The 23,376-nt window shown below is 36.5% G+C and carries 24 protein-coding genes and 1 tRNA gene; 17 read left to right on the forward strand and 8 right to left on the reverse strand.

All coding sequences use genetic code 11. The features are described 5' to 3' along the window. From P178_RS23335 to P178_RS0100040, 8 genes are all read left to right on the forward strand, one after another. Positions 1-234: hypothetical protein (locus P178_RS23335; RefSeq protein ID WP_036145380.1), on the forward strand; the 234-nt coding region annotated here is incomplete at its 5' end. Positions 235-333: 99 nt separating this feature from the next. Then, complete coding sequence (locus tag P178_RS23085) at positions 334-480, forward strand: hypothetical protein (protein WP_155941548.1); 147 nt, start codon at positions 334-336, stop codon at positions 478-480. Positions 481-560: 80 nt separating this feature from the next. Further along, complete coding sequence (locus P178_RS0100015; protein ID WP_081819365.1) at positions 561-995, forward strand: phage tail tape measure protein; 435 nt, start codon at positions 561-563, stop codon at positions 993-995. Further along, positions 917-2,656 (forward strand): hypothetical protein, encoded by a 1,740-nt coding sequence (locus P178_RS0100020; protein ID WP_155941549.1) that lies wholly within the window; start codon positions 917-919, stop codon positions 2,654-2,656. Before P178_RS0100015 ends, P178_RS0100020 begins: the two co-directional genes overlap by 79 nt. Next, on the forward strand, positions 2,623-3,504 hold the full coding sequence (locus P178_RS0100025) for a hypothetical protein (RefSeq protein WP_027064301.1): 882 nt from the start codon (positions 2,623-2,625) through the stop codon (positions 3,502-3,504). Before P178_RS0100020 ends, P178_RS0100025 begins: the two co-directional genes overlap by 34 nt. Next, on the forward strand, positions 3,504-4,367 hold the full coding sequence (locus P178_RS0100030) for a hypothetical protein (protein WP_027064302.1): 864 nt from the start codon (positions 3,504-3,506) through the stop codon (positions 4,365-4,367). Before P178_RS0100025 ends, P178_RS0100030 begins: the two co-directional genes overlap by 1 nt. After that, positions 4,367-6,103, forward strand: a complete 1,737-nt coding sequence (locus P178_RS0100035) for a BACON domain-containing protein (RefSeq protein WP_027064303.1) — start codon at positions 4,367-4,369, stop codon at positions 6,101-6,103. Before P178_RS0100030 ends, P178_RS0100035 begins: the two co-directional genes overlap by 1 nt. Next, complete coding sequence (locus P178_RS0100040; protein ID WP_197026764.1) at positions 6,081-7,958, forward strand: hypothetical protein; 1,878 nt, start codon at positions 6,081-6,083, stop codon at positions 7,956-7,958. Before P178_RS0100035 ends, P178_RS0100040 begins: the two co-directional genes overlap by 23 nt. On the opposite strand, the gene P178_RS0100045 is transcribed toward P178_RS0100040, so the two are convergent. Beyond that, complete coding sequence (locus tag P178_RS0100045) at positions 7,950-9,083, reverse strand: tyrosine-type recombinase/integrase (RefSeq protein ID WP_197026765.1); 1,134 nt, start codon at positions 9,081-9,083, stop codon at positions 7,950-7,952. The two genes, P178_RS0100040 and P178_RS0100045, sit on opposite strands and share 9 nt — an antisense overlap. A 132-nt stretch (positions 9,084-9,215) precedes the next feature. Further along, a tRNA-Arg gene (locus P178_RS0100050) sits at positions 9,216-9,289 on the reverse strand. A 75-nt stretch (positions 9,290-9,364) separates the two neighbouring features. Here P178_RS0100050 and P178_RS0100055 point away from each other — a divergent pair. Then, the gene (locus P178_RS0100055) at positions 9,365-9,877 is read left to right on the forward strand and encodes an adenine phosphoribosyltransferase (RefSeq protein WP_027064306.1); all 513 of its coding nucleotides are present in this window, start codon (positions 9,365-9,367) and stop codon (positions 9,875-9,877) included. On the opposite strand, the gene P178_RS0100060 is transcribed toward P178_RS0100055, so the two are convergent. Beyond that, complete coding sequence (locus P178_RS0100060; RefSeq protein ID WP_027064307.1) at positions 9,874-10,026, reverse strand: hypothetical protein; 153 nt, start codon at positions 10,024-10,026, stop codon at positions 9,874-9,876. The two genes, P178_RS0100055 and P178_RS0100060, sit on opposite strands and share 4 nt — an antisense overlap. A 583-nt stretch (positions 10,027-10,609) precedes the next feature. On the opposite strand from P178_RS0100060, the gene P178_RS0100065 reads away from it, so the two are divergent. Then, the gene (locus P178_RS0100065) at positions 10,610-11,548 is read left to right on the forward strand and encodes a calcium/sodium antiporter (protein WP_027064308.1); all 939 of its coding nucleotides are present in this window, start codon (positions 10,610-10,612) and stop codon (positions 11,546-11,548) included. An 86-nt stretch (positions 11,549-11,634) separates the two neighbouring features. On the opposite strand, the gene P178_RS0100070 is transcribed toward P178_RS0100065, so the two are convergent. Continuing rightward, positions 11,635-12,657, reverse strand: coding sequence for a glutamine synthetase beta-grasp domain-containing protein (locus P178_RS0100070; RefSeq protein ID WP_027064309.1), 1,023 nt, complete (start codon positions 12,655-12,657; stop codon positions 11,635-11,637). Positions 12,658-12,844: 187 nt separating this feature from the next. On the opposite strand from P178_RS0100070, the gene P178_RS0100075 reads away from it, so the two are divergent. The 6 genes from P178_RS0100075 (at position 12,845) to pyrF (ending at position 19,886) form a co-directional block, all read left to right on the forward strand. Continuing rightward, entirely contained in the window at positions 12,845-15,031 is a 2,187-nt protein-coding gene (locus P178_RS0100075; protein ID WP_027064310.1) for a glutamine synthetase III, read from the forward strand. Positions 15,032-15,125: 94 nt separating this feature from the next. Then, positions 15,126-16,304: an AIR synthase related protein gene (locus P178_RS0100080; RefSeq protein ID WP_027064311.1), complete on the forward strand. Its 1,179-nt coding sequence runs from the start codon at positions 15,126-15,128 to the stop codon at positions 16,302-16,304. A gap of 52 nt (positions 16,305-16,356) precedes the next feature. Next, positions 16,357-16,800: a ubiquinol-cytochrome c reductase iron-sulfur subunit gene (locus P178_RS0100085; protein WP_027064312.1), complete on the forward strand. Its 444-nt coding sequence runs from the start codon at positions 16,357-16,359 to the stop codon at positions 16,798-16,800. A 115-nt stretch (positions 16,801-16,915) separates the two neighbouring features. Continuing rightward, positions 16,916-17,872: an FAD:protein FMN transferase gene (locus P178_RS0100090; protein ID WP_027064313.1), complete on the forward strand. Its 957-nt coding sequence runs from the start codon at positions 16,916-16,918 to the stop codon at positions 17,870-17,872. A gap of 112 nt (positions 17,873-17,984) precedes the next feature. Further along, positions 17,985-19,061 (forward strand): peptide chain release factor 1, encoded by a 1,077-nt coding sequence (gene prfA / locus P178_RS0100095; protein WP_027064314.1) that lies wholly within the window; start codon positions 17,985-17,987, stop codon positions 19,059-19,061. A gap of 3 nt (positions 19,062-19,064) precedes the next feature. Beyond that, on the forward strand, positions 19,065-19,886 hold the full coding sequence (pyrF, locus tag P178_RS0100100) for an orotidine-5'-phosphate decarboxylase (protein ID WP_027064315.1): 822 nt from the start codon (positions 19,065-19,067) through the stop codon (positions 19,884-19,886). Here the strand turns inward: pyrF and P178_RS0100105 are convergent. After that, complete coding sequence (locus tag P178_RS0100105; protein WP_231500491.1) at positions 19,878-20,072, reverse strand: hypothetical protein; 195 nt, start codon at positions 20,070-20,072, stop codon at positions 19,878-19,880. The genes pyrF and P178_RS0100105 overlap by 9 nt on opposite strands. A 223-nt stretch (positions 20,073-20,295) precedes the next feature. On the opposite strand from P178_RS0100105, the gene P178_RS0100110 reads away from it, so the two are divergent. After that, positions 20,296-21,078 (forward strand): alpha/beta fold hydrolase, encoded by a 783-nt coding sequence (locus tag P178_RS0100110; RefSeq protein ID WP_027064317.1) that lies wholly within the window; start codon positions 20,296-20,298, stop codon positions 21,076-21,078. Positions 21,079-21,289: 211 nt separating this feature from the next. Here P178_RS0100110 and P178_RS0100115 read toward each other — a convergent pair whose 3' ends face one another. The 3 genes from P178_RS0100115 to P178_RS0100125 all read right to left on the reverse strand — a co-directional run bounded on the left by P178_RS0100115 (position 21,290) and on the right by P178_RS0100125 (position 23,364). Further along, complete coding sequence (locus tag P178_RS0100115; protein ID WP_027064318.1) at positions 21,290-22,006, reverse strand: DUF4197 domain-containing protein; 717 nt, start codon at positions 22,004-22,006, stop codon at positions 21,290-21,292. Between the two features lie 31 nt (positions 22,007-22,037). Then, positions 22,038-22,889 carry a formyltetrahydrofolate deformylase gene (gene purU, locus P178_RS0100120; protein WP_027064319.1) on the reverse strand — a complete coding sequence of 284 codons (852 nt, stop codon included), beginning with the start codon at positions 22,887-22,889 and terminating at the stop codon, positions 22,038-22,040. An 85-nt stretch (positions 22,890-22,974) separates the two neighbouring features. Continuing rightward, entirely contained in the window at positions 22,975-23,364 is a 390-nt protein-coding gene (locus P178_RS0100125) for a hypothetical protein (protein WP_027064320.1), read from the reverse strand. Positions 23,365-23,376 lie beyond the last annotated feature (12 nt).

Genomic DNA, 23,376 nt, shown 5'->3' on the forward strand with positions numbered 1-23,376 from the left:
AAAGCTGCAGAACTTCGGTTGCAGTTGCATAACATGGTGCCGGGCTCCGCTCAATTTAAAAAGTTCAATACTGAATTAGGGGCGGTCAATACCAGATTATCTGAGCTTCGTAATCAAAGCAAGGCATCTCAGTTCTCTTTGGGCAGTCTCGCCAACGGCTTCAATAAATACGCTGCACTTGGTGCATCTGCCATTGCTACGGTTACCGTTTGGTATTCAGTATGCAAAAGTTGATAGCATCAACGGTAAACTGTCAGATGCCCAGTCAGATGTGCAAAAAACTACGGGGCTTAACAAAGAAGAAGTAGACGAACTTACCAAGTCCTTTGGGCTTTGGATAGCCGTACCAGTCGTATCAACAAATTAAAGATTGCCGAAGAGGGTGGTCGTATCGGTATCGCCAAAGATGAAATTGAAGATTTTGTCGAAGTTATGGATAAAGCGGTTGTTGCTTTGGGCGATTCTTTCCCTGGTGGGTAGAAGAAACGGCTTCAAACTCGGTAAACTAAAGTGCTGTTCAAGGAGACAAAGAACAAAGTGTCGATGAAGCTTACAATGCCATAGGTAGTGCCATTAATGAGCTTGGTGCAAATGGTGTGGCTACAGAGAGTAATATTGCCAATTTTGCTACCCGTGTAGGTTCGTTGCCAGATGCGCTAAAACCGAGCATTGCAGATGCGCTGGCATTGGGTGCAGGTTTTGAGGAAAGCGGTATTCAAGCGGAAATTGCCGGGCGTGCCTATAGTATTCTCTTGAACCAAGCGGCTACCAATACCGAAAAGTTTGGCGAGGTAATGGGTATTACTGCAGATGAAGTGGCAAGACTCATTAACGATGACCCGTTGGAGTTCATGATCAAATTTGCAGAGGGGCTAGATGGTATGAACGCTACCGATACCGCCGAGACCTTAATTATTTGGGCGTACAGGCAGACGGTGCCAATAAAGTGTTGGGTGCCCTGTCCAGTAATACAGATAGGTTCAGGGGTTTGCTAAACCTTAGTAACGATGCTATGCGCGAGGGTACTTCGCTCGTTAATGAATACAATATTAAGAATACCAATTTTGCCGCTACCTTAGATAAGTTGCAGAAATATTTCATGGGTATTTTTGTTAGCGGTCCCATAGTTGGGGGCGTGAAAGGTCTCATCATGAGCCTTGCTGATTTATTAGGTATTGCCGATGATTTGAACGAAGCTTTTGATAAAGAAAGCAAACAGCTTTTTGAGAATACCAAGGCGAACAGGGCATTGGCTGAATCTAGTTCCGATTTATTAGAAGAGTATGAAGCTTTGATGGATGAAGGTGTGGACCCCACCACCGAATCGAAGAAAAGATTGGACGAAATTACCTTGATATTGTCCGATAACCTGGGCGATTCGGTTATTGCCATCGATAAAGAGACAGGTGCGCTTACCTTAAATACCGAGGCGGTACGGGAACAGATAAAATTAAAGCGCTTTGCTGCAGATGAAGATGCCGCTACCATTGCCAGTCGTTTAAAAGGTGCTCAAGATGAGATTAAACTTTTAGAGCAAAGACAAAAAGCATTGCAGCCTACATTAGAAGGTAGAACCAGGTTGGCTAGAAAAGCATTGGCACCGTTCGGCACTACCGTTCCTCAAGATGATTTTCAAAGAGGGTTGCCAGAAGTACAAGAACTCAATAAAGTTTCTACTGCTTATATCAAATTATCCGATGATATCGAAACACAGAAAGAACGTGTTGCCGAATTCTTGGTACAATTAAAAGAACTTAATTTCTCTGAAGCCGATGTAGATAACCTCTTCAAGACCAATAACGGAGATGAAGCTGCAGCGGGTCCGTTATTAGGCACGTTCAATGCAGGCGGGTTGGATAATGGCGATAAGTTTAAAACACCCTCAGGTGGTACACCTGCCCAAAAAGAAGCCCGAAAGTCATTACTTGATTTTCAGCGCGAGACAGAAGATGCTCGTCTTGAACTCATATCAGATAGCTATTTAAAAGAACTGGAGCTACAGCGTATTGCCCATGAGCGTAAAATTGCCGATCTGCAGTCGCAAAAACAGACAGGGACCGCAGGCGCTACAGAGGTCAATGCCGAAATCAATAGGCAGATTGCCGTACAGAACGAAATCAACAACCTAAAGGTTGGTACCATTGTAGAGAACGGCATACAGGATCGTATTGAAAAACTGGGCGATGGCTATGAGCGCGAAAAGCAATTGCGATTGGTACAGCACAACCAACAGCTTGCCGCCTTGGGCGATAACGAGAAAAAGAAACTTGCCCTTCAAGAAGATTACAACAAGCGAGAGCTGGTCGAAGAAGAAAAGCAGTTGCAAGAGCTCTTGCGCATTGTCGATGAGATTAAGGATAGTGGTTATTTTGGCGGTGTAAATCTAGATTTGTTGACGCCTGAGCAAATACAGGTGTTTGAGTCGCTTGCCGATGACCTTATCTTAAAGCTTTCTGAAATTGGAGTTGCCAAGGCAGCGCTGGGTAAACCCAGTGCAGGCTCTGAAAGTGATGTTGATGCCGTAATTCGTTGGCGCAAAGTTTTGAAAGTACCGATATATTTGGCTTTACGCCCCAACAATGGAGCGAAACCTTTGATAGTCTCGATACCGTTAACGAAAAAATGCAGGCTGCAGTTGTGGTTGCTACAGCAATGAGCAATGCCTTTGGACAGTATAACGATTTTGTAAATAACAAAACACAGATAGAGCTTGCCAATTTCGAAAAGGCACAGCAAAAAAAGAAAGATGCCCTAGAGCGTAATCTAGAATCGGGCTATGTAAACCAACGCCAGTATAATGAAAGTGTACGTGCTATAGAACAGGAAACTGAGGCTCGTAGGGCAGAGGCAGAATATCAACAGGCGAAAAGAAACAAGGTGCAGGCTCTGGCGAATATTGCGATCAATACCGCAGCTGCTATTATGGGTATATGGGCACAGGTACCGAAATTCGATTTTGGTATTTCTGCAGGTCTTATGACGGCGTTCGTTGGCGGACTCGGACTCTTACAGGCGGGTATGGTAGCTGCTACACCGTTACCCGCTAAAGGCTATGAAATGGGGTATTATGGCAATATGCCCGTGCAACGTGAACAAGATGGTAAAGTATTCAATGCCGGTTACGGTGGCAAGCCTTCTACCCAGTTGGTAGACCAGCCAAAATATTTCTTGGCAGGTGAGGGCGGTAAAGATTTCCCGGAAATGATTATCGACGGTAGGGCGTTCAAAAATTTCAATCCAGAATTTAAAAATTCATTGTACAGAGAAATCGCCCGTGTAAAAGGGTATGAAGGTGGGTATTATCAAAATGAAGGATCTCAGGCATCGTCTTCTGGTAGCAACGATGTAATGCTAATGGCAACATTGGCACGTACCAATGAGGTGTTGGACAGGATTCAGAGAGAAGGTATTGAGGCGTTCTTGGTACGTAGTTTCCGTACCGCCAAAGATTTACAGGAAGATATAAACGATTACAACAAACTCAGAAATAAAAACAAAAAGTAATGGGGTATAACGCATATAATAATTCAATTTTTGAATCTGCAGCGGCTACAACTGCTTGTAATAAGATAATAGAAGCGTTGCAAGTTAAATTTGGTTTGGTTACAACAAACGAAGCTTTTGTGTTATCTGGTGCAGCGGCTTCATATTTGCAAGTGCCCACCGAAAATAAGAATATTAGAAATATTTCTTTTGTAACTACAGATGAAGATATGTATGCTTTTTTGGTGGGTAGGTTGTCAAGTTTGTTGTCTCCTTCAGGTATTATCGCCTATAAAGAAGTAATTCAGGTAGTGCTTACCGGTAATGTATATATAGAAATATGGTTGATTACCACTGTTTTAAATAGAGAGGTGCGTTATGGTATAGAAATGCAAGAGCGAGATGAAATACCAGCAAACCTGTTAACGTATTATCAACCATCGGGAGATTTGGCAATTGGTACACCGCCAATGGTGCATAACTATGATCAAATATTTAATCCGGGCAGTACGGTGCTATACAACCAATCGTGGCTGTTTAGTCCAAATAAGGTAAATGTGAGATGGACACAAGGTGAGGCGGTTCCTGCCGACATAGATGTCGCTACCATTATTAAAAATTATAAGACCGATGATAAATTTTCGAATTATTCCGATTATCAGGTTGAAGTTATAAGCAATATTGGTAAAGGTAACGGATTGATTTCTCCTTTTTTTAGTGCAGATATTGGTGGCAATACAGTGCATCAAATTAGTGGTAATCCATTAGATCAGACACTTAATATTTCTTTTGTCAATTTTCAGTTGATCGATCCCGGTAAGTATAGCGCCAATGTCGGTTTTCAAGTTTCGGGCATAGATGCTCGTACAGGTAGTAGGGGTTAATGGATAGAATTGTATTACCCATTGAACTTACGGTGGTAGCACCTAGTGCTGTTTACGTGAAACCTACTGAGCTTTATTTTGAACATGTTATTGGTGAGGCGTTGCCGGCAACCCAAGAGGTGGTGATAAACGATACGGGTAATTATACCATAAAATATGCCAAAGAGTTGATTGTAAATGGCAGCGGACTCATTGATCGTAGTACGCGAGATATTAATATTAAAAGTGGCTCGGGCATAAAAACGATAAACGTTGGTTTAGATCGATCTATTGAGAACAACGGTGCCCGTAATCAGAGTTATGCCATTTCGGTAGTTACTTTTGATGGTACTAAAATAGTGGAAACGGTCGTTTCGGTGTTAGATAGTAGAGAAATAAAGGTGGTGCCATCTTCTTTTAGTTTTGAGGCTATTCAAGGCGTGGAGGAATCGCCGTCTCAGGCAATACGTATCAGTTCGCCATTGCCGTACACGTACGAGATATCGGGTTGGTTAACCATCAATAGGGTGTCGGGTGTGTTGGGCAGTTCCTTTTCGGGTTTGATAGACCCTGCAGATTCAGAAAACTTTTCGCCTGGTGTGTATTCCGGTGAAATTAAACTGACATCAGATGAAGGTACGGTAGTTGTTCCGGTTACCTACACCATCAAGGCAAATTCATTCACGGAGCTGCAGCCCAACAAAATTAACTTTACCAAAGATCAGCTATTCGTTAATTTGGCTACGAAAAATACCGGGGTGTATCTTCGTGCCGTGCTAGGGCTTACCTGGTATAATTTTAAGGATGTGGCAACGGTGACCGAATATCCGCAGCATATACCAATTTTTAACGGTCAGGCAGAATTCCATCCGGGGGAATTTATTCATAGTATTATGGATAGCCTTACCGATATTGAACAGTTTATACCTGCCGATTTAGAAAGTAGGGTAGATAAACCTTTTGATTATTATACACCTGCAAGTTTGGATATCTCAATGGAGCAACGCAACTATTCAGATGGCGGTTTAGTGGAGACAAAGGAAATCAATAACCTTTTGTTTGTAAAAGGTACCAAGCCCAATCAATTTGCCAATGATGCAGGGGTTATGCTCAGTGATTATCCAGTGCGTGTTACGCCTAATAGTTATGGCATCATAAACTTTATAAAACGTAGCGGTGTACATAATATAGAGGTGCATGTTAACGGAGTGCTGAAAAGAAACATAGTTCACGATACCGTTAATGATAGTGTATTTGGCATGATATTCAGCTTTCATACCTATAAGCCTGGCGATTTGGTCTACTTGAAAATTGAAAATGAGAATGAAGGATTCTTTGAACGCCGTTTCTATGTATTTCCCGAAAACAAAGAATCGTATCATCTCGCTTGGGTTACGGAACATGAACAGTTGGATCTGTTGGAATTTACGGGCGGGTATTCGATTGAAACGGAATATGAACGTATAGAGAATAACGTTTATAAAAATCTGGTGAACGTAAAAGAAATACTGCAGACGGATAAATCACAACCATTGGTAGCGAATACCGGCTGGATATTAAAGGACAACCATGTGTTGCTCGATAGTCTTATGCGTAGTAAACGGGTGTGGCTGTTCTTGCCGAATACCGATTACAAGATTGCTCTGGTACCACAAGGTAAAAAGCTGTCAAATTATGATAGCGACCAGGCAACCTATGCTTATGATATAGAATTCACTATTAACCCAGACAATGATGCAAAAGTTTATCCACGATAATTTTATGCTGGACCTAACCAGTTATCAAATAGATAGGGTAGAGGAGAACCAATGGTTTTCAGATGATTTCTTTACCAAATATACCTTTCCGTTCGAGCTAAAGATAACCGATGAAATCAATCGTTATTTTGGCGGCATTTTAGATTATAATATTGAATCGCCGGTGACTGTATACAACGGATATTTCTTTATTGACGGCGGTCATGAAGAGGCTGTGTTGGAGATTAAAGATGTAAAAGGTAAAACCGCTACTATAGAAATTAGCTACGGCTTGGATGAGTTTCCTAATTGGGATACCAGGCTAAGCGAATTGCCGTTACAGAAGCAAGAGCTTGGCGAATCGTTATTTGACCATGCAGAGGGTATTATAACGCAGACCTATCCGGCGGTCAACTATAATTTTGTACAAGTGCATACAGATAGTTTCAATGCGGAGGAAGATAGGTGGTTAGGTTTTGAAGGTATCATCAACAATAGAAAAGCAGGGGTGTTTTTATTGAACGAATTTGATGTTGCCGAAGACCTTACCTACAACAGAAATATCATGATACCCTTTCCCTATCTCATGCATGTATTGATAGCAGGTTTTCAAGATGCTGGTTATGAACTGAAGGGTGATGTATTGACCGATCCAGAATTGTTGAAAATTGTTTTCGTCAAAGAAGCTGAAGAATATATCAATGCTAGAATAGAGGGTGAAGAGTATGTAACCACTACAGATGAATACCAAAACTTGTATCAACAGCGTTATACCTTCGGTTTTTTAAGTGCTAGTTCAATTACTACTACTTTGGGCAGGTACGAGCATGAATATACTTTTCCGAAAAGAGGTAGATATAAAATTACCGGTAATATTTATTTACGTAGAGATGATTCTGAGGCAGAAGCAAAAATATATTTTAAAAATGCTCAGATGTGGCGGGCGTATGAAGGATTGTTGCGGTCGGGGTTTTCAGAGAAAATAAAATATGTGGATCTGGTAATCGATGTCGATAATTTAAATGATAAGTTAATCATAGAATCGAACCAAATTAATTACGGATTCACCAATGATCAGGTAGACCGCCAATTGAATATGGTAGACTTAACAATTACACCATTGGCTATTTACGATGAGAACGGTGATTTGATTCCACCATTGATTACGACCGAAAAGCTCGACCTTACCCATTGTGTTCCTGATAAAACGTTTGGTGAGCTGGTGAAAATGGTAAAGAATTGGAAGAATATGGATTTCCGCATCTATGGTAATGAGGTGCATATGAATTACATAGAACCTCAATTGAATGTCAGTGAGGCAATTGATTTCGGTAATTTCAATTTGCGTGAGCCGCGTAGAAGATATGATCAGGGAGATTCTTTTTTGTTGCAATTTAAAGATGTGGACAATGAAAATTATACCAGGGGACAATTGTTCGTAGATATCGATGGTGTACAGACTTCAGGTTTTACTACAGATGATAAGACCAACGAAATTGATATAGATGCAATACCATTGCCATTGGTGTATAGGGGCGATGTTACCACGGCATTGGCGGTGAACGACGGTAAGAGCGATTTCTGTACCGTGTTATATAATGGTGCTACAGGTATCGATAATATTGCACAAGAAGATACCGATGTCATGTTACCTGCTGTTTATGAGAATCATTGGAGCAAATGGCTATCGTTCCGTTTGCGTTCACAAGGGTTCACCACACAATTTAATGTAGCTAAACAACGAATGCAGGGAGTTACCACTTATGATAAGGTGTTCATGTACAACAATTTTCACCTTATTAAAACGCTTAATAAGGTGAATTTGCCGGGTAAAGATGTGTTTCAAGTGGAGTTGGAACTGGAGAGCCTAAAATAGTTTATCCATCAAAGCCATGTCTTCATTGGCTTCTTGTTCTACAATATGTACGTAGATCATGGTGGTCTTTATATCTGAATGCCCCATAATTTCTTTGAGCTTCATTAAACCGCCCTTCATGCGAATAAAATTGGTAGCAAAAGTATGTCGGGCAACATGGAAGCTTATCTTATGGTTATAGCCTAAATGTTTGGCAATTTTTTTGATTTCTCGGTTCATATGAACATCACTTATTTCATTCACGAACAATTGAGGATGGTGAGAAACAATATTGAGTGCCTTTTCATTTATGATAATTGTCTGTAAATTGTTCGTTTTGCTTACGTGAAAGCGAACAAAGCGATGCTCGATAATATCTTGCCGTTTTAAATCCATGATATTGCCCCATCTAATACTGGTAAAGCATGAAAATAAAAAGTAACCGAGTATCAATTTCCATTCATCTGTGATGAATTCAGAAAAATAATACTTGTAAAATCGCTCAAGCTCATGCGGTTTTAGGTCCATGCGGTTGCCGTGGGTTCTACCAACTTTAACATCTGTAGCTTCTATTGGTAATTTAATACCTGCTTTCTGGGCTTTTAAGAGAAACTTTTTAATTGTTGCTAGATTCGAGTTAACGGTTGTCGAAATATTTCCTTTCGATGCCAGATATATTCTGTACTTGTTTTCGAATTCAGGAGTAATATCAGAGAACATTATCTCATGGGGGTACTTCTGAAGTTTATTAAGAACCGTATTCATCCGTTTCAAATAGCCTTTGCTATATAATTTAGCTTCTTTCGCTAGTTGTTTTTTAAAGAATATCTTGAAATCTACACGTTCGGTGGTCTCTTTTAGTTCTTCTGCAAGTTTTGTGGCTGTCAGCGGTTTTTCATTTAGTAAGTACACCGTTTTAATTTTAGAAACCTTGGCTTCTAAATTTTCAAGAATAAGATTATAGGTCTCGGAATTATGAGCGGTAGATTTTACCCGTTCAGTTTTCTGGTCCCAGTCTTTAGGGTAGAATTCAAGCTCTGTTTTAGGTCTTTTGCGGTCTCCAGGGGAGCTAATGAACATATATAGCGGACTTTTACCGCTTTGGTTTACGTAATCCCTAAGGATAAATTTGGTTTTGATTGTCACAAAGATTTTTTTTGTGTCCAATTCTGTGTCAAAACTCGTCGAAAAGTGGCTCATAATAGAAAAAATAAAGGCGTGTGATACCAGTTAGTTAACTGTTGCACACGCCTTTAACTATTATACAATAGATTTTTGTGACCTCGACAGGATTCAAACCTGTAACCTCTTGAGCCGTAATCAAGTGCGCTATTCAGTTGCGCCACGAGGCCATTATTTGTTTCCCTTAACGGGGTGCAAATATATTTCTTTTTACATTTACCACAAAATTAAGGAGATAATATTAAATGGATTTTAAAAGTTTTATTAGAGATGTGCCCAATTTCCCTAAAGAGGGAGTCATTTTTAAGGACATAACGTTGTTATTGCAAAACCCAAATGCATTAAAAGAAACTACTAGTGCTTTATTTGAGTTGTTAGAAGGGCAAAAAATTGATAAAGTTGTGGGTATGGAAAGCAGGGGATTCATTTTTGGTCCTTTACTAGCACAAAAGCTAAATGCTGGTTTTGTACCAATTCGTAAGCCAGGCAAACTACCATCAGAAACTTTAAGTGAAACCTATGACCTGGAATATGGCACAGATACACTAGAAATACATTTTGATGCAATAAAGAAGGGGGATAAGGTTCTAGTGCACGATGATGTTTTAGCAACTGGTGGCACAGCGAATGCCGCTTGTAAATTGATTGAAAGGTTAGGTGGTGTAATAGTGCAATGCAACTTTTTGATAGAACTAATTTTTCTTAACGGAGTTTCTAAGGTTGAAGATTACCCGGTAAAATCTTTAATGAAGTATTAATCTAATGCTTTAGTGGTAATAAAATAGCGCCAACCTATAAGTGCCATTTGTAATTTACTTGCCTTGGCTAAATCTAATCGTTGTTTGCTGAAAGAAGGCAAAATTGCCTTATTAAGTTTTGCTAGTAGTTTATAGAATGATTTTTTCAAGATAAATTTTTGGTAAAAATACATAAATAATAAAGCGATTGATCAAGTCGCAGTATTTGTATGTATTGTATCTGTTGAAAAAATAATTTAATTATATAAGGGTAATGACAATACTTATGAGCATGTAAATTAAAAGTTCTAATAAAGCTATCATATGTTCGATTTAGTTGGTTAAAAGTTTTTTTTCTTGCTTGTTGATGAAAGGTAGAATGCTAGTTGTATTTCTGCAAATGTAATTTGTTAAAACAATGTATTTGAATATGGTTGTATAAGTAAAAACATGAGTTGTATTATAATTTGTAACAATAACTCTACAGAAGTGTTTTAATCTATAAGTGAAGTATTAGATTGAGTTACATTTGAAAAGAAGTGTAGCGGGTTTTTAGATGCTTTTCAGAAATCGTAGGCTCGGAATCCATTAAAATAGTAGAAAAAGAACTGTTTCATCCTTTAACTAAAAAATTATCTGATGTTTTAGATGTATCTGGGTAACATAAAAATTGAATTGTTTTAAGTTTTTATAACACATCAATTGTCATATGCTAAGAGATTTCTTCTATTTATATTTGTACAAATTCATTTAATGCTAAACTTTTTATTTATTCTGGGGGGGCTAGTTTTATTGATAGCCGGTGGTAATTGGCTGTTAAAAGCTGCGGTCGATTTATCTTTAAAATTGAAAATCCCAAAAATTGTTATAGGAATGACGGTAGTATCTTTTGCTACATCTGCACCAGAGCTTATTGTAAGCATTAATGCTGCTTTAGATGGTTTTCCAGATTTGGCACTAGGAAATGTAGTGGGGTCAAATATTGCCAATTTAGGCTTGGTACTTGCTATAACTATTTTGTTGAGTCCTATAGATGTCAGTAAAAGCTTTTATACGACTGATTGGCCTGTAATGATGATTGCCTCTTTACTATTCTTCATCTTTATTTACTTTGATGGTGTATTGGAGCAATATGAAGGTATTGTAATGGTAGTGTTCCTATTTCTGTTTTTAGTGTACTTACTCCGTTTTCAAAAACCAGCGGTTATAGATGAAGAAGACGAACCAGATGTGATGTTGCCAACATATAAAACAGCATTATTTTTAGGATTAGGTGGTGGTGCTCTTTGGGGTGGGTCTGAATTATTGATTAGTGGTGCTGTTGGTATGGCAACCGTATTTGGAGTAAGCGAACGTGTAATAGCAATTACTATAGTTTCTGTAGGGACTAGTATACCTGAATTGGCGGCATCTATTATTGCAGTGATCAAAAAGGAAAAAGCGATATCTTTAGGAAACCTAATAGGTTCCAACATTTTTAATTTGTTAGCGGTTTTAGGTATTACTTCTATAATTACCCCTATCACCGTTATGGATCAAGGTCTATTGACGAATGATATTTTTTGGATGCTAGGTATCTCTTTCCTTATTCTACCTCTAGTATTTATACCAAAAGGATTGCGATTGGGGTGGAGAGATGGTTTGGTGCTAATTAGTATATACTTAGCATTTATATACGTTACTATCGGATAATTAAAAGAATATAAAAATTAAACCAATAAAAAACGCCTTGGATATTTTCCAAGGCGTTTTTAGTATAATCGACAATTAATTTGCTATTAAAACTTAGCTGTTTTCACAGTTTTGATAATTCTCGCTGCAATCTTGTATGGATCACCATTAGAAGCTGGTCTTCTATCTTCTAACCAACCTTTATAACCTTTTTCAACAGCAATAATTGGAATACGTATTGATGCACCTCTGTCAGAAACACCCCAAGAGAAATCATTTATTGAAGCAGTTTCGTGTAAACCAGTTAAACGCTGGTCGTTAAACTCACCGTAAACGGCAATATGTTCTTTTACAAATGGTCTAAAAGACTCACAGATTGCTGCGTAAACTTCTTTGCTACCACTAGTTCTTAATGCAGTATTTGAGAAGTTAGCATGCATACCTGATCCATTCCAATCCATATCTTTTCCTAATGGTTTTGGGTGGTACTCTATATAGTATCCGTATTTTTCGGTTAATCTGTCAAGAAGGTATCTTGCAATCCAGATTTCATCACCTGCTTTTTTAGCGCCTTTTGCAAACAATTGAAATTCCCATTGTCCAGAAGCAACTTCTTGGTTAATTCCCTCAAAGTTCAAACCTGCTTCGATACATAAATCAGCATGTTCTTCAACTAGATCTCTACCATGAGTATGTAGACCACCAACTGAACAGTAGTACATACCCTGTGGTGCAGGATATCCTCCAATAGGGAAACCTAATGGCAATTGAGTTTTGGTATCCATAATGAAATACTCTTGCTCAAAACCGAACCAGAAATCATCATCCTCATCGTCAATTGTTGCTCTTCCATTAGAAACATGAGGTGTTCCATCGGCATTCATTACTTCGGTCATTACTAAATAACCGTTGATTCTGTCTGGGTCAGGGTAAATTGCTACAGGCACTAATAAACAATCAGAAGCTCCACCTGAAGCTTGTCTAGTAGAAGATCCGTCAAAAGACCAATTACCTAACTCTTCAATAGTTCCTTTAAAATCTTCATGCTCTTCAACTTTCGTTTTGCTTCGCATGTTTTGTGTTGGAAAGTATCCATCTAACCAGATGTATTCTAATTTAATTTTGGCCATAATATGTTCGTTATTTTTTAATAAAAGACAAACAAAAATATGTTTTTTATCAATCTGTACGAATTTTTGAGGGGGTTAATCTTTAAAAATTAAATTTTTTGTTATCTACCCCTATTTTTTATTGGGTATTTTATCATATTTCTATTTATAGAACGTAATTTTGTCAAATTAACAATGTATTTATATTATGATGTCATCAAGATTTGCTGCAATTGCCGAAAGTCAGAAGAGAGCCAGTATCGCCATAGAAGAAAAAGGTAGGCGGTCTGAGTTGTTCGGTATCAATGTGTTTAATGAAAGTAAGATGTTGCAATATCTTACTAAAGATGCATTGGAAAGTTTGAAAGGTGCAATGGTTTCGGGTTCTAAAATTGACAGGAAAATTGCTGATCAAGTAGCTGAGGCTATTAAAGGTTGGGCCATTACTATGGGTGCTACACATTACACACATTGGTTTCAGCCATTAACAGGTGCTACGGCAGAAAAACACGATGCCTTTTTTGATCTATTACCTGATGGTAGGGCTTTAGAGAAGTTTGGTGGCGGACAATTAGTTCAGCAAGAACCAGACGCTTCTAGTTTTCCAAGTGGTGGTATCAGAAACACCTTTGAAGCAAGAGGTTATACCGCATGGGATCCTTCTTCACCGGCATTTATATATGGTACTACCTTATGCATACCTACTATTTTTGTTTCCTATACGGGAGAGGCTTTAGATAATAAGGCTCCGTTATTAAGGGCCTTAAGTGCTGTTGATGATGCAGCTACCGCTGTTGCAAAGTACTTTGATAAAACTGTATCCAAGGTCAATGCAACTTTAGGATGGGAGCAAGAATATTTTTTGATAGATAAGGCTCTTGCACATTCTAGACCAGATATTATGATGACTGGGCGTACCTTAGTTGGTGAGACACCTGCAAAAGGACAACAGTTAGATGATCATTATTTTGGAGTAATTCCGAGTCGCGTTCTTAGTTTTATGAGCGATTTGGAAAAGGAGTGTACCAAGTTGGGAATTCCTGTTAAAACCAGACATAATGAGGTTGCTCCTAATCAATTTGAGCTTGCACCGGTTTTTGAGGAAGCAAACTTAGCAATAGACCATAACCTACTTTTAATGGATGTGATGGATAAAATTGCTGACAAACATCATTTTAAGGTTTTGTTTCATGAAAAACCATTTGCAGGTATAAATGGTTCTGGCAAGCATAACAACTGGTCATTGGCAACAGATACGGGTGTTAATCTTCTTAGTCCTGGTTCTACGCCAATGAAAAATTTACAATTTCTAACTTTTTTTATAAACACAATTAAAGCGGTTGATACTTATGAGGAGCTATTACGTTCTTCAATTGCATCGGCAGGTAACGATTATCGTTTAGGGGCAAATGAAGCTCCGCCGGCAATATTTTCAATATTCGTAGGTACACAATTAAGTAATGTTTTAGATGAATTAGAGGGTGTTTCAAAAGGAAAATTATCTCCAGAGGAAAAAACGGAATTGAAATTAAATGTGGTTGGTAAGATTCCAGAAATTTTAATGGATAACACCGATCGTAATAGAACATCACCTTTTGCATTTACCGGAAATAAATTTGAAATGCGCGGCGTTGGGGCAAAAACAAATTGTGCCAAGCCAATGACCATTTTAAATACTATAGTTGCTAAGCAATTACGAGATTTTAAAAAGGAGGTAGATTTATTGGTCGATAAGAAAAGCTTGAAAAAGGATGAGGCCGTTTTTAATGTACTTCGTGAATATATAAAAACATCTAAACGTATTCGATTTGATGGTGACGGGTATAGTGCAGAATGGGAAAATGAAGCTAAGAGAAGAAAACTTAGCAATAACCGCAATACCCCAGAAGCTCTTGAAGTATTGACATCAAAAAATAGTATTGAACTTTTTGAGTCAATGAACGTAATGAGCAAGATTGAGGTAAGCGCTCGCCAAGAAGTAGATTTAGAGAATTATATATTACGTGTGCAAATTGAGGGTAGGGTGTATAATGAATTGGTATATGGGTATATAATGCCTTCAGCATTAGAATATCAGAATATGTTGATCAAGAACGTATCTGGACTAAAGGAAATTTACGGAGCTGCCCATAAGAAATTCTCAGAAGGTCAATTGACCATGATCGAGGAAATTGCAGAGCACATAGTAGGTATCAAAAAAATGGTGGATGCTATGGCAGATGCACGTAAAAAAGCAAATGCATTAAAAGATACTAAGAAGAAGGCCGAAGCTTACTGCTATAATGTAAAGCCATATTTTTCTGATATTAGATTGCATAGCGATAAGTTAGAAAAGCTCATGGATAACAATCTATGGCCGTTAACAAAATATCGAGAATTGCTATTTATTGAGTAAGTCTTAATAAGTAATTGAAAAAATGAGGGAATATTAAGCTGTTCTAAGGTTACAGTTTTAATGATTCCCTTATTTTTGCCACAAATTTTTAATTATGTCCACATCAAGCAGTGAAAGATATCAGCAACGCGGAGTGTCTGCCTCAAAGGAAGATGTACACAATGCTATAAAGAATATTGATAAAGGTCTTTTTCCAAAGGCATTTTGTAAAATAGTTCCTGATTATTTGACGGGAAATGAAGAGTATTGCTTGGTAATGCATGCAGATGGAGCTGGAACCAAATCTTCTTTGGCATACATGTATTGGAAAGAAACCGGAGATATATCTGTTTGGAAAGGTATTGCTCAAGATGCTTTGATCATGAATATAGATGATTTAATCTGTGTTGGGGCTACTGATAATATTATGCTTTCTTCTACCATAGGTAGGAATAAGAATAAAATTCCGGGTGAAGTTCTTTCGGCAATAATTAATGGTACAGAAGAACTGATTAACGATTTAGGTGAGTTTGGTATTACTATACACTCAACGGGTGGCGAAACTGCAGATGTTGGAGATTTAGTAAGGACTATAATTGTAGATTCTACTGTTACGGCTCGTTTAAGAAGGAGTGATGTTATTGACAATGCCAATATAAAAGCTGGTGATGTAATTGTTGGTTTAGAGTCTTTTGGTCAAGCTAACTATGAAAAGGAATATAATGGTGGTATGGGAAGTAACGGACTTACTTCTGCTAGACATGATGTGTTTTCGAATTATTTAGCTGAAAAATTTCCTGAAAGTTTTGATGCAGAAGTGCCTCAAGATTTAGTGTATTCTGGTAATGTGAAATTAACCGATAAGGTTGAAAATTCACCAATCGATGCAGGTAAATTGGTGCTTTCACCAACAAGAACATATGCACCAATCGTTAAAAAAATACTTTCAAAATATAGCTCAAACGAAATTCACGGAATGATACACTGTAGTGGTGGGGCGCAAACTAAAATTCTTCATTTTATTGATGAATTACATGTAGTTAAAGATAATTTATTTGATGTGCCGCCATTGTTTAAACTCATTCAAGAACAGTCTGGTACAGATTGGAAGGAGATGTATAAGGTGTTTAATTGTGGTCATAGATTAGAATTTTATCTACCTGAGGAAATAGCAAACGACATTATTGAAATTTCTAAAAGTTTTGGTGTAAATGCTCAAATTATAGGCAGGGTAGAGGCATCAGATTCAAAAAAACTAACAATTTCAAGTAAGTATGGAACCTTTGTATATTAAGATATACGATTAGAGTAAATAAATCGTTCTTTTTGTATAAACCTATCTTGCTATGGAAAGAAAAGAATTTTTACGAACGTTGGGTGCAGGTGCTGCCTTTGCAATTACTTTTCCTTGTTTAGGAAGCTGTTCAAAAGATAGTACTGTTGAAGGTGATATTGTTACGCCGCCAACAGATGTAGATTTCACTATCGATTTAGAGTCTGCGGAAGCTGCAAAACTTGCTAACAATGGCGGATTCATTCTTAAAAATCTCGTAGTTGTCGTTAAGAATTTAGAGGGCGAGTTTGTTGCCGCAACCCAAATTTGTAGTCACGAACAATACGATCAGGTTAGATTTATTAATCAAGACGGAGGCTTTTTCTATTGTGATGTTCATGGTTCAAAATTTTCACAGACCGGTACTCCTTTAAATGAAATCCCTAACAGCACTTCAAAAGCATTAAAAATATATAATACAGCATTAGAAGGGTCTATATTAAGGGTCTACGAGTAGCTATTGTATTTTAATTAAATCAAATCACCACCAACCTAACTTATTATTCTTTATGTCAATGTCTATCTTTAATTAGAGAAAGTAAGTGAGAAAAATTTGTGCCTTAATATTCTGTATGTTGACCTGCTATATGTATGGTCAAGATGAGAAGTACGTGACTGTAAAAAAATCCTACGAAGTAATGGGTGGCGATTTTGATATCACCGTAATTTCTGAAGATGAAGAGTTAGGGTTTATTTATATACAAGAAGCTCTAGCAGAGGTTCAGAGAATTGAAAAATTAATATCATCTTGGGATGAAAATTCTGAAACTAGTTTAATTAATAGAAATGCAGGAATTAAACCTGTACCCGTAAGTTGGGAGCTATTTAAATTAATTGAACGTTCTATTCAAATATCAGAAATAACAAATGGTGCTTTTGATATCACTTTTACCGCTCTTAATGATATCTGGAAATTAGACGGTTCTATGGAGGCTATGCCTGCAAAAAACGATGTTGAGGTTCATAAGTCTAAGATAGGATACAAAAACATTATACTAAATAGTAAAGATCAAACTGTCTATCTAAGCAAAAAAGGTATGCGTATTTCTTTTGGAGGAATAGGTAAAGGGTTCGCAGCCGATAAGGCAAAAGCTTTGTTGGTTTCTAATGAAGTAAAAGCAGGGATTATTAATATAGATGGCGACATCACTACTTGGGGTACAAAAATTACGGGAGATAAATGGTTAATTGGTGTAGTTAATCCAGATTTAAAAGGAGGTATATCCTCGTGGATACCCATTTTAGAATCTTCGGTGGCCACAACAGGTGGTGATGGTAATTTTATTATTTCAGAGAATAAAAAATACACCCATATTTTAAATCCTAAAACAGGCTACCCGGCAACGGGAATAAATAGTGTGTCCGTTTTTGCCAAAAGTGCAGAATTATCGGATGCTTTGGCAACCGCTATTTTTGTAATGGGGTTGGATCGCGGTTTGGCGCTAATTAATCAACTTGGAGATACTGAGGTGATTATTGTTGATAGCACTAATAAAATGTATAAGAGCAATGGAGTCTTACTTAAATAGATTCAAAATTTCAGGTTTTACCTCTCAAATATAATTTTAATTCTTACCCTAATAATCGCTTTAGTGTGTCTGTAAATTTATTGTAAATTTGCCATACAAGTGAAGTAAGCATATGATAGACAAGTTAAACATCGTAAAACAACGTTTTGATGAGGTTTCAGACCTTATAATTCAACCGGATATTATTACCGATCAGGAAAGATATGTGAAACTCACAAAAGAGTATAAGGATCTTAAAGATTTAATGGAAAAACGAGAGGAATACCTTGAGTTGACCAATAATATCGCGGAGGCTGAAGAAATTATTGCTGATGGTAGTGATGCAGAAATGCTAGAGATGGCAAAAATGCAAATGGAGGAAGCTAAAGGTGCGATTCCAAAACTTGAAGAGGATATAAAGCTCATGTTGATTCCTAAAGATCCGGAAGATGCAAAAGATGTAGTTGTTGAGATAAGAGCAGGAACTGGTGGAGATGAAGCTAGTATTTTTGCTGGTGATCTTTTTAGAATGTATACCAAATACTGTGAGTCTAGAGGATGGAAAACTAATGTAATTGACCTTAGTGAAGGTACTAATGGTGGTTATAAAGAAATTCAGTTCGAAGTGACGGGTACAGATGTATACGGTACTTTAAAATTTGAAGCAGGCGTTCACCGTGTGCAACGTGTGCCACAAACAGAAACTCAGGGTAGAGTGCATACCAGTGCGGCTACTGTTATGGTTTTGCCTGAGGCAGAAGATTTTGACGTTCAAATAGACCCTAAAGATGTACGTATAGATTTTTTCTGTTCTTCTGGTCCTGGTGGTCAGTCGGTGAATACAACGTATTCGGCTGTGCGTTTAACGCATATCCCTACCGGATTGGTAGCGCAATGTCAAGATCAAAAATCTCAGCATAAAAATAAAGACAAGGCATTTAGAGTATTGCGTTCCAGATTATATGATATGGAATTGGCAAAGAAACAAGAAGAAGATGCTGCTAAGAGAAATTCACAAGTAAGTAGTGGTGACCGTTCTGCGAAAATTAGAACTTATAATTACCCACAAGGTAGGGTTACGGATCACCGTGTTGGTTTAACTTTATATGATTTATCTAATATTATTGATGGTGATATTCAGAGAATTATAGATGAATTAAGTTTTGTAGAAAATACAGAGAAATTGAGGGAAGCCTCAGAGATTTTTTAGCATATGACTACCCAAGAGTTAGTTGCCCAAATTCATAAAAAACAGTCCTTTTTATGTATTGGTTTGGATACCGATTTAGAGAAGATTCCTGCATTTTTGTTGGAAGAGGAAGATCCAATTTTTGCATTTAACAAAGCTATTATTGATGCAACGCATGATTTGTGCGTTTCCTATAAACCAAACATAGCTTTTTATGAAGCATATGGTGTGCAGGGTTGGTCAGCTTTGCGTAAAACGATTAAGTATTTAAATAAGGAATATCCTGAGATTTTTACGATTGCAGATGCTAAACGTGGAGATATAGGTAATACCTCTACAAGATATGCAAAGGCATTTTTTGAAGATTTAAATTTTGACTCCATAACAATTGCACCCTATATGGGTCGTGATTCTGTGGAGCCATTTTTACAATTTAAGGATAAACACACTATTTTGCTTGCCTTAACATCTAACCAAGGTGCATTTGATTTTCAAATAAAAAAAGTTGATGGAAATGAGCTTTATAAAGAAGTACTATCTGTATCTACTACTTATGAAGGGGCAGAGAATTTGATGTACGTGGTTGGTGCAACCAAGGCTGAATATCTTAAAGAAATTAGAGAAATTGTTCCTGAAAGCTTCTTGTTAGTTCCTGGTGTAGGTGCGCAAGGTGGAAGTTTAGAAGACGTTTGTAAGTATGGAATGACCAAAGGTGTTGGTCTACTTATAAATTCTTCACGTGGAATAATATATGCGTCAAATCAGGAGGATTTTGCAAGTGCCGCCAGAATCAATGCAAAAAAATTGCAAGTTTCAATGGAGAAAGAATTAGAAAGGTTAAACTAAACCTTCTAAAGTTCTTTTAATTTTCTGTGCTTTTTGTTCAAAGAAATCTCCAAATTGAGCATTGGATTGCATGCTTGAAGCTTTCTCTAAAAATGTTTGATATTGATATTCCAATAAGCTAATAATGTCTGTGTTAGCATCCATTGGTGTTACTGATCCTACTTTGCAATATTGTTTGTTCATCATTCTGATATTATGTTCTTACAAATATACGTTCAGATTTAAGTTTTGGATGTCGACATGTGGAGCCATACATCTAATTATTAGGTAATATGTCTTTTTTTTAACATTTATGTAGGTGATTATCTAAAAGACCGCTCTTTTTTGGTGAATTCCATTTATCGTAAAGGGTATATCAAAAAGAATTGATACATTGTAAATTAACTGAATTTTAAAAGAAGAATATAAATTGCTTCATTATATAACGTATCGTCATAAATCTTCTACTAAATGGGTGACATTTGTGCATGGCGCAGGTGGCAGCTCGTCAATTTGGTATAAGCAAATACGCGAGTTCAAAAAACATTTTAATGTATTGCTTTTAGATTTAAGGGGGCATGGTAATTCTAAACCTAGTCTAAAAAATGTTTTTGACGATAAATATACCTTTGATGTAATAACTAACGATATCGTTGAGGTAATTGATTTTGAGCACATCAAAAAATCTCACTTTGTAGGTATTTCATTAGGTACTATTCTTATTAGAAATTTAGCGGAGAATTATCCAGAAAGGGTAGAGAGTATGGTTATGGGAGGTGCAATTATGAAATTGAATCTGCGTTCTCAAATTTTAATGAAGCTTGGTATTATATTTAAAACTGTTATTCCATATCTATGGTTATATAAGTTTTTTGCATTTATTATTATGCCAAATAAAAATCATAAAGAGTCTAGATTGCTTTTTGTTCGTGAAGCTAAAAAGTTATATCAAAAAGAATTTATTAGATGGTTTAAGCTTACTTCAGAGATAAATCCTTTGCTTCGTTTTTTTAGATCGGCAGATATAAAAATACCAACCTTATATATAATGGGTGAAGAAGATTATTTGTTTTTACCCAGTATTCGTAAAATTGTAAAATTTCATCAAAATTCAGAACTCTTGGTAGTTGAAGATTGTGGTCATGTAGTTAATGTGGAACAACCTAGGTATTTTAATGAAAAAGTAATTGATTATTTAGCACAACAGAATTGATGCTTAATAGAATTATATTCCTATAATTCAAGTTTCTGCTTGTATGTAGTTTCGTGTTAAAACAAAAAAAAACCGATGCTCCCACCGGTTTTAACTAACTAACTAACTCAAAAAATAACTAACTCAAAAAATTGAAAATGAATGCTTTAATACTGTTCTGTTTAGTTTTTAACGCATAACTTTTTAAGATATTGTTGTTGTTTGTAAAAATCTACTTTTTATCTTGAAGTGCGAATACCTTTTTAAGGACATCTGTTGTTCTTGAAGATAATTTTGTTCTAATATCTTCCTCTTCTACAGCTATCATTTTATAGACACCAGACAAAGCTTCTTCAGTAACATAATCAGTTAAATCTGGATTAATATTATTGGTAAGTGGAATTGCGTTGTATTTAGTAATGATGGAACTCCAAATTTTATCAGCACCAACTTTTTTGAAAGAGTTGCTAATTACCGGATTAAATTTTGCGTATAATTCAGTATTAGTTTTTGTTTCTAAATACGTTGTAGCCGCATTATTACTTCCTAAAAGAATATCCTTGGCATCTGTAAAAGACATTTCTTTTACTGCATTAACAAAAATAGGTGTCGCCTCAGATACTGCATCTTCAGCTGCACGATTTAAAACTTTTAAGCCTTCATCTGCTAAATTACCCAATCCTATATCGCGTAATGTTTTGTCTACCTTCTGTAAATCTTCAGGTAATAAAATTTTCACTAATTCATTTTTATAAAAGCCGTCGGTTTGTGTTAATTTACTAACCTGCTTTTCAATACCTTGATCAAGAGCTTCTTTAAGTCCGTTTGCAATGGCTTCGTTACTTAAAACTGAATTTGTAGATCCAGGTAATTGATTTACTACTTGTTGTAATTCATTACATGAAATAGCTAAGAACATGCAAAGGACTAAACTTATTTTTTTTATCATTATAATTTAATTTATAAGGGGTTTACTTATGTTACGAGAATATTACCGTTTTATTGTTGTAGACCATAGTTTTACGAGCAATATGAAGTTTTACACCTCTAGATAATACGATTTTCTCCAAATCTCTGCCCTTGGTAATAAAATCCTCAATAGAATGAGAATGTGTTACTGTGGTAACATCCTGCTCTATTATAGGACCTGCATCTAGCTCTTCGGTTACGTAATGACTTGTTGCTCCAATGATTTTTACACCTCTCTTAAATGCCGCGTGATATGGTTTTGCACCAGCAAATGCGGGTAAAAAAGAATGATGGATATTAATTATCTTATTTGGAAATTTATTGATTAGCGTTCCGCTAACAATTTGCATGTACCTTGCCAATACTATAAAGTCAACGTTGTATTTTTTAAGTAAAGTCAATTGTTCCTTTTCAGCTTCAGTTATATTCTCTTTAGTGAAAGGAACGTGAAAAAATGGAATATTAAATTGATCAGCAATGTATTTTAAGTCATTGTGATTACTTAGAATAAAAGGTATTTCAACCGCTAACTCGCCAGAACGATATCTGCTGAGCAAGTCATAAAGACAATGATTGTATTTAGATACGAAAATTGCCATTTTTGGTAATTTATCATCAGTATGTAGGCTCCATTTCATGCTATAGGAAGTAGCTAGTTCTTCTTGAAATAAATGTTTAAAGTGATTTAAATCAGAAAAATCATCAGCAAATTCAACAACGGTTCGCATAAAAAAAACGTTTGCCGGTTTGTCTACGTGTTGATCTAGATAAACAATGTTACCTTTATTTTTATGAATAAATCCGGTTACGGTGCTTATAATACCAGCTTGATCCGGACAGTGAATTAGAATAGTTGTTTTCAATTTTTTGGTATTTTGTATGCCAAAAATAGTTCTTAATTCTTAAAATGATAGTTATTCTATTTAATTAAGGAAGATAAAAGTGTAATTAAGAATGTTCAGATTTCCAGGCTTTATAAGATTTTCTAAAGCTTTTAATCTCTTTTCTAAGTAAATTAATATATTCAGTTTCTTTAACACCGTGTTTTTCTAATCCCATGCAATAAGAGTTGATGTTTCTTATAATAATATTAATATAAGATATTGTTTCTAAGCGCTCATTATTACAATTCGAATATTCTACTTGCGCAATTTTTTGAGGTATTAAAATTGAATCTGTTAATATGGAATTCGCCATTATATCTCGAAGACTTTTTGACTCGCAAAGGCGCATTAAATCTTTATTAAATGAAACGTACGAAGCAATCTCTCTACTCATTGTACAGAGTTCCAATGCTTTTCTATAAATAGGCAAGTGTTTAAGACTTCGATATGCCATTGTGTGGGGTAT

The sequence above is a fragment of the Maribacter sp. Hel_I_7 genome, from assembly GCF_000688315.1.
Taxonomy (GTDB): domain Bacteria; phylum Bacteroidota; class Bacteroidia; order Flavobacteriales; family Flavobacteriaceae; genus Maribacter; species Maribacter stanieri.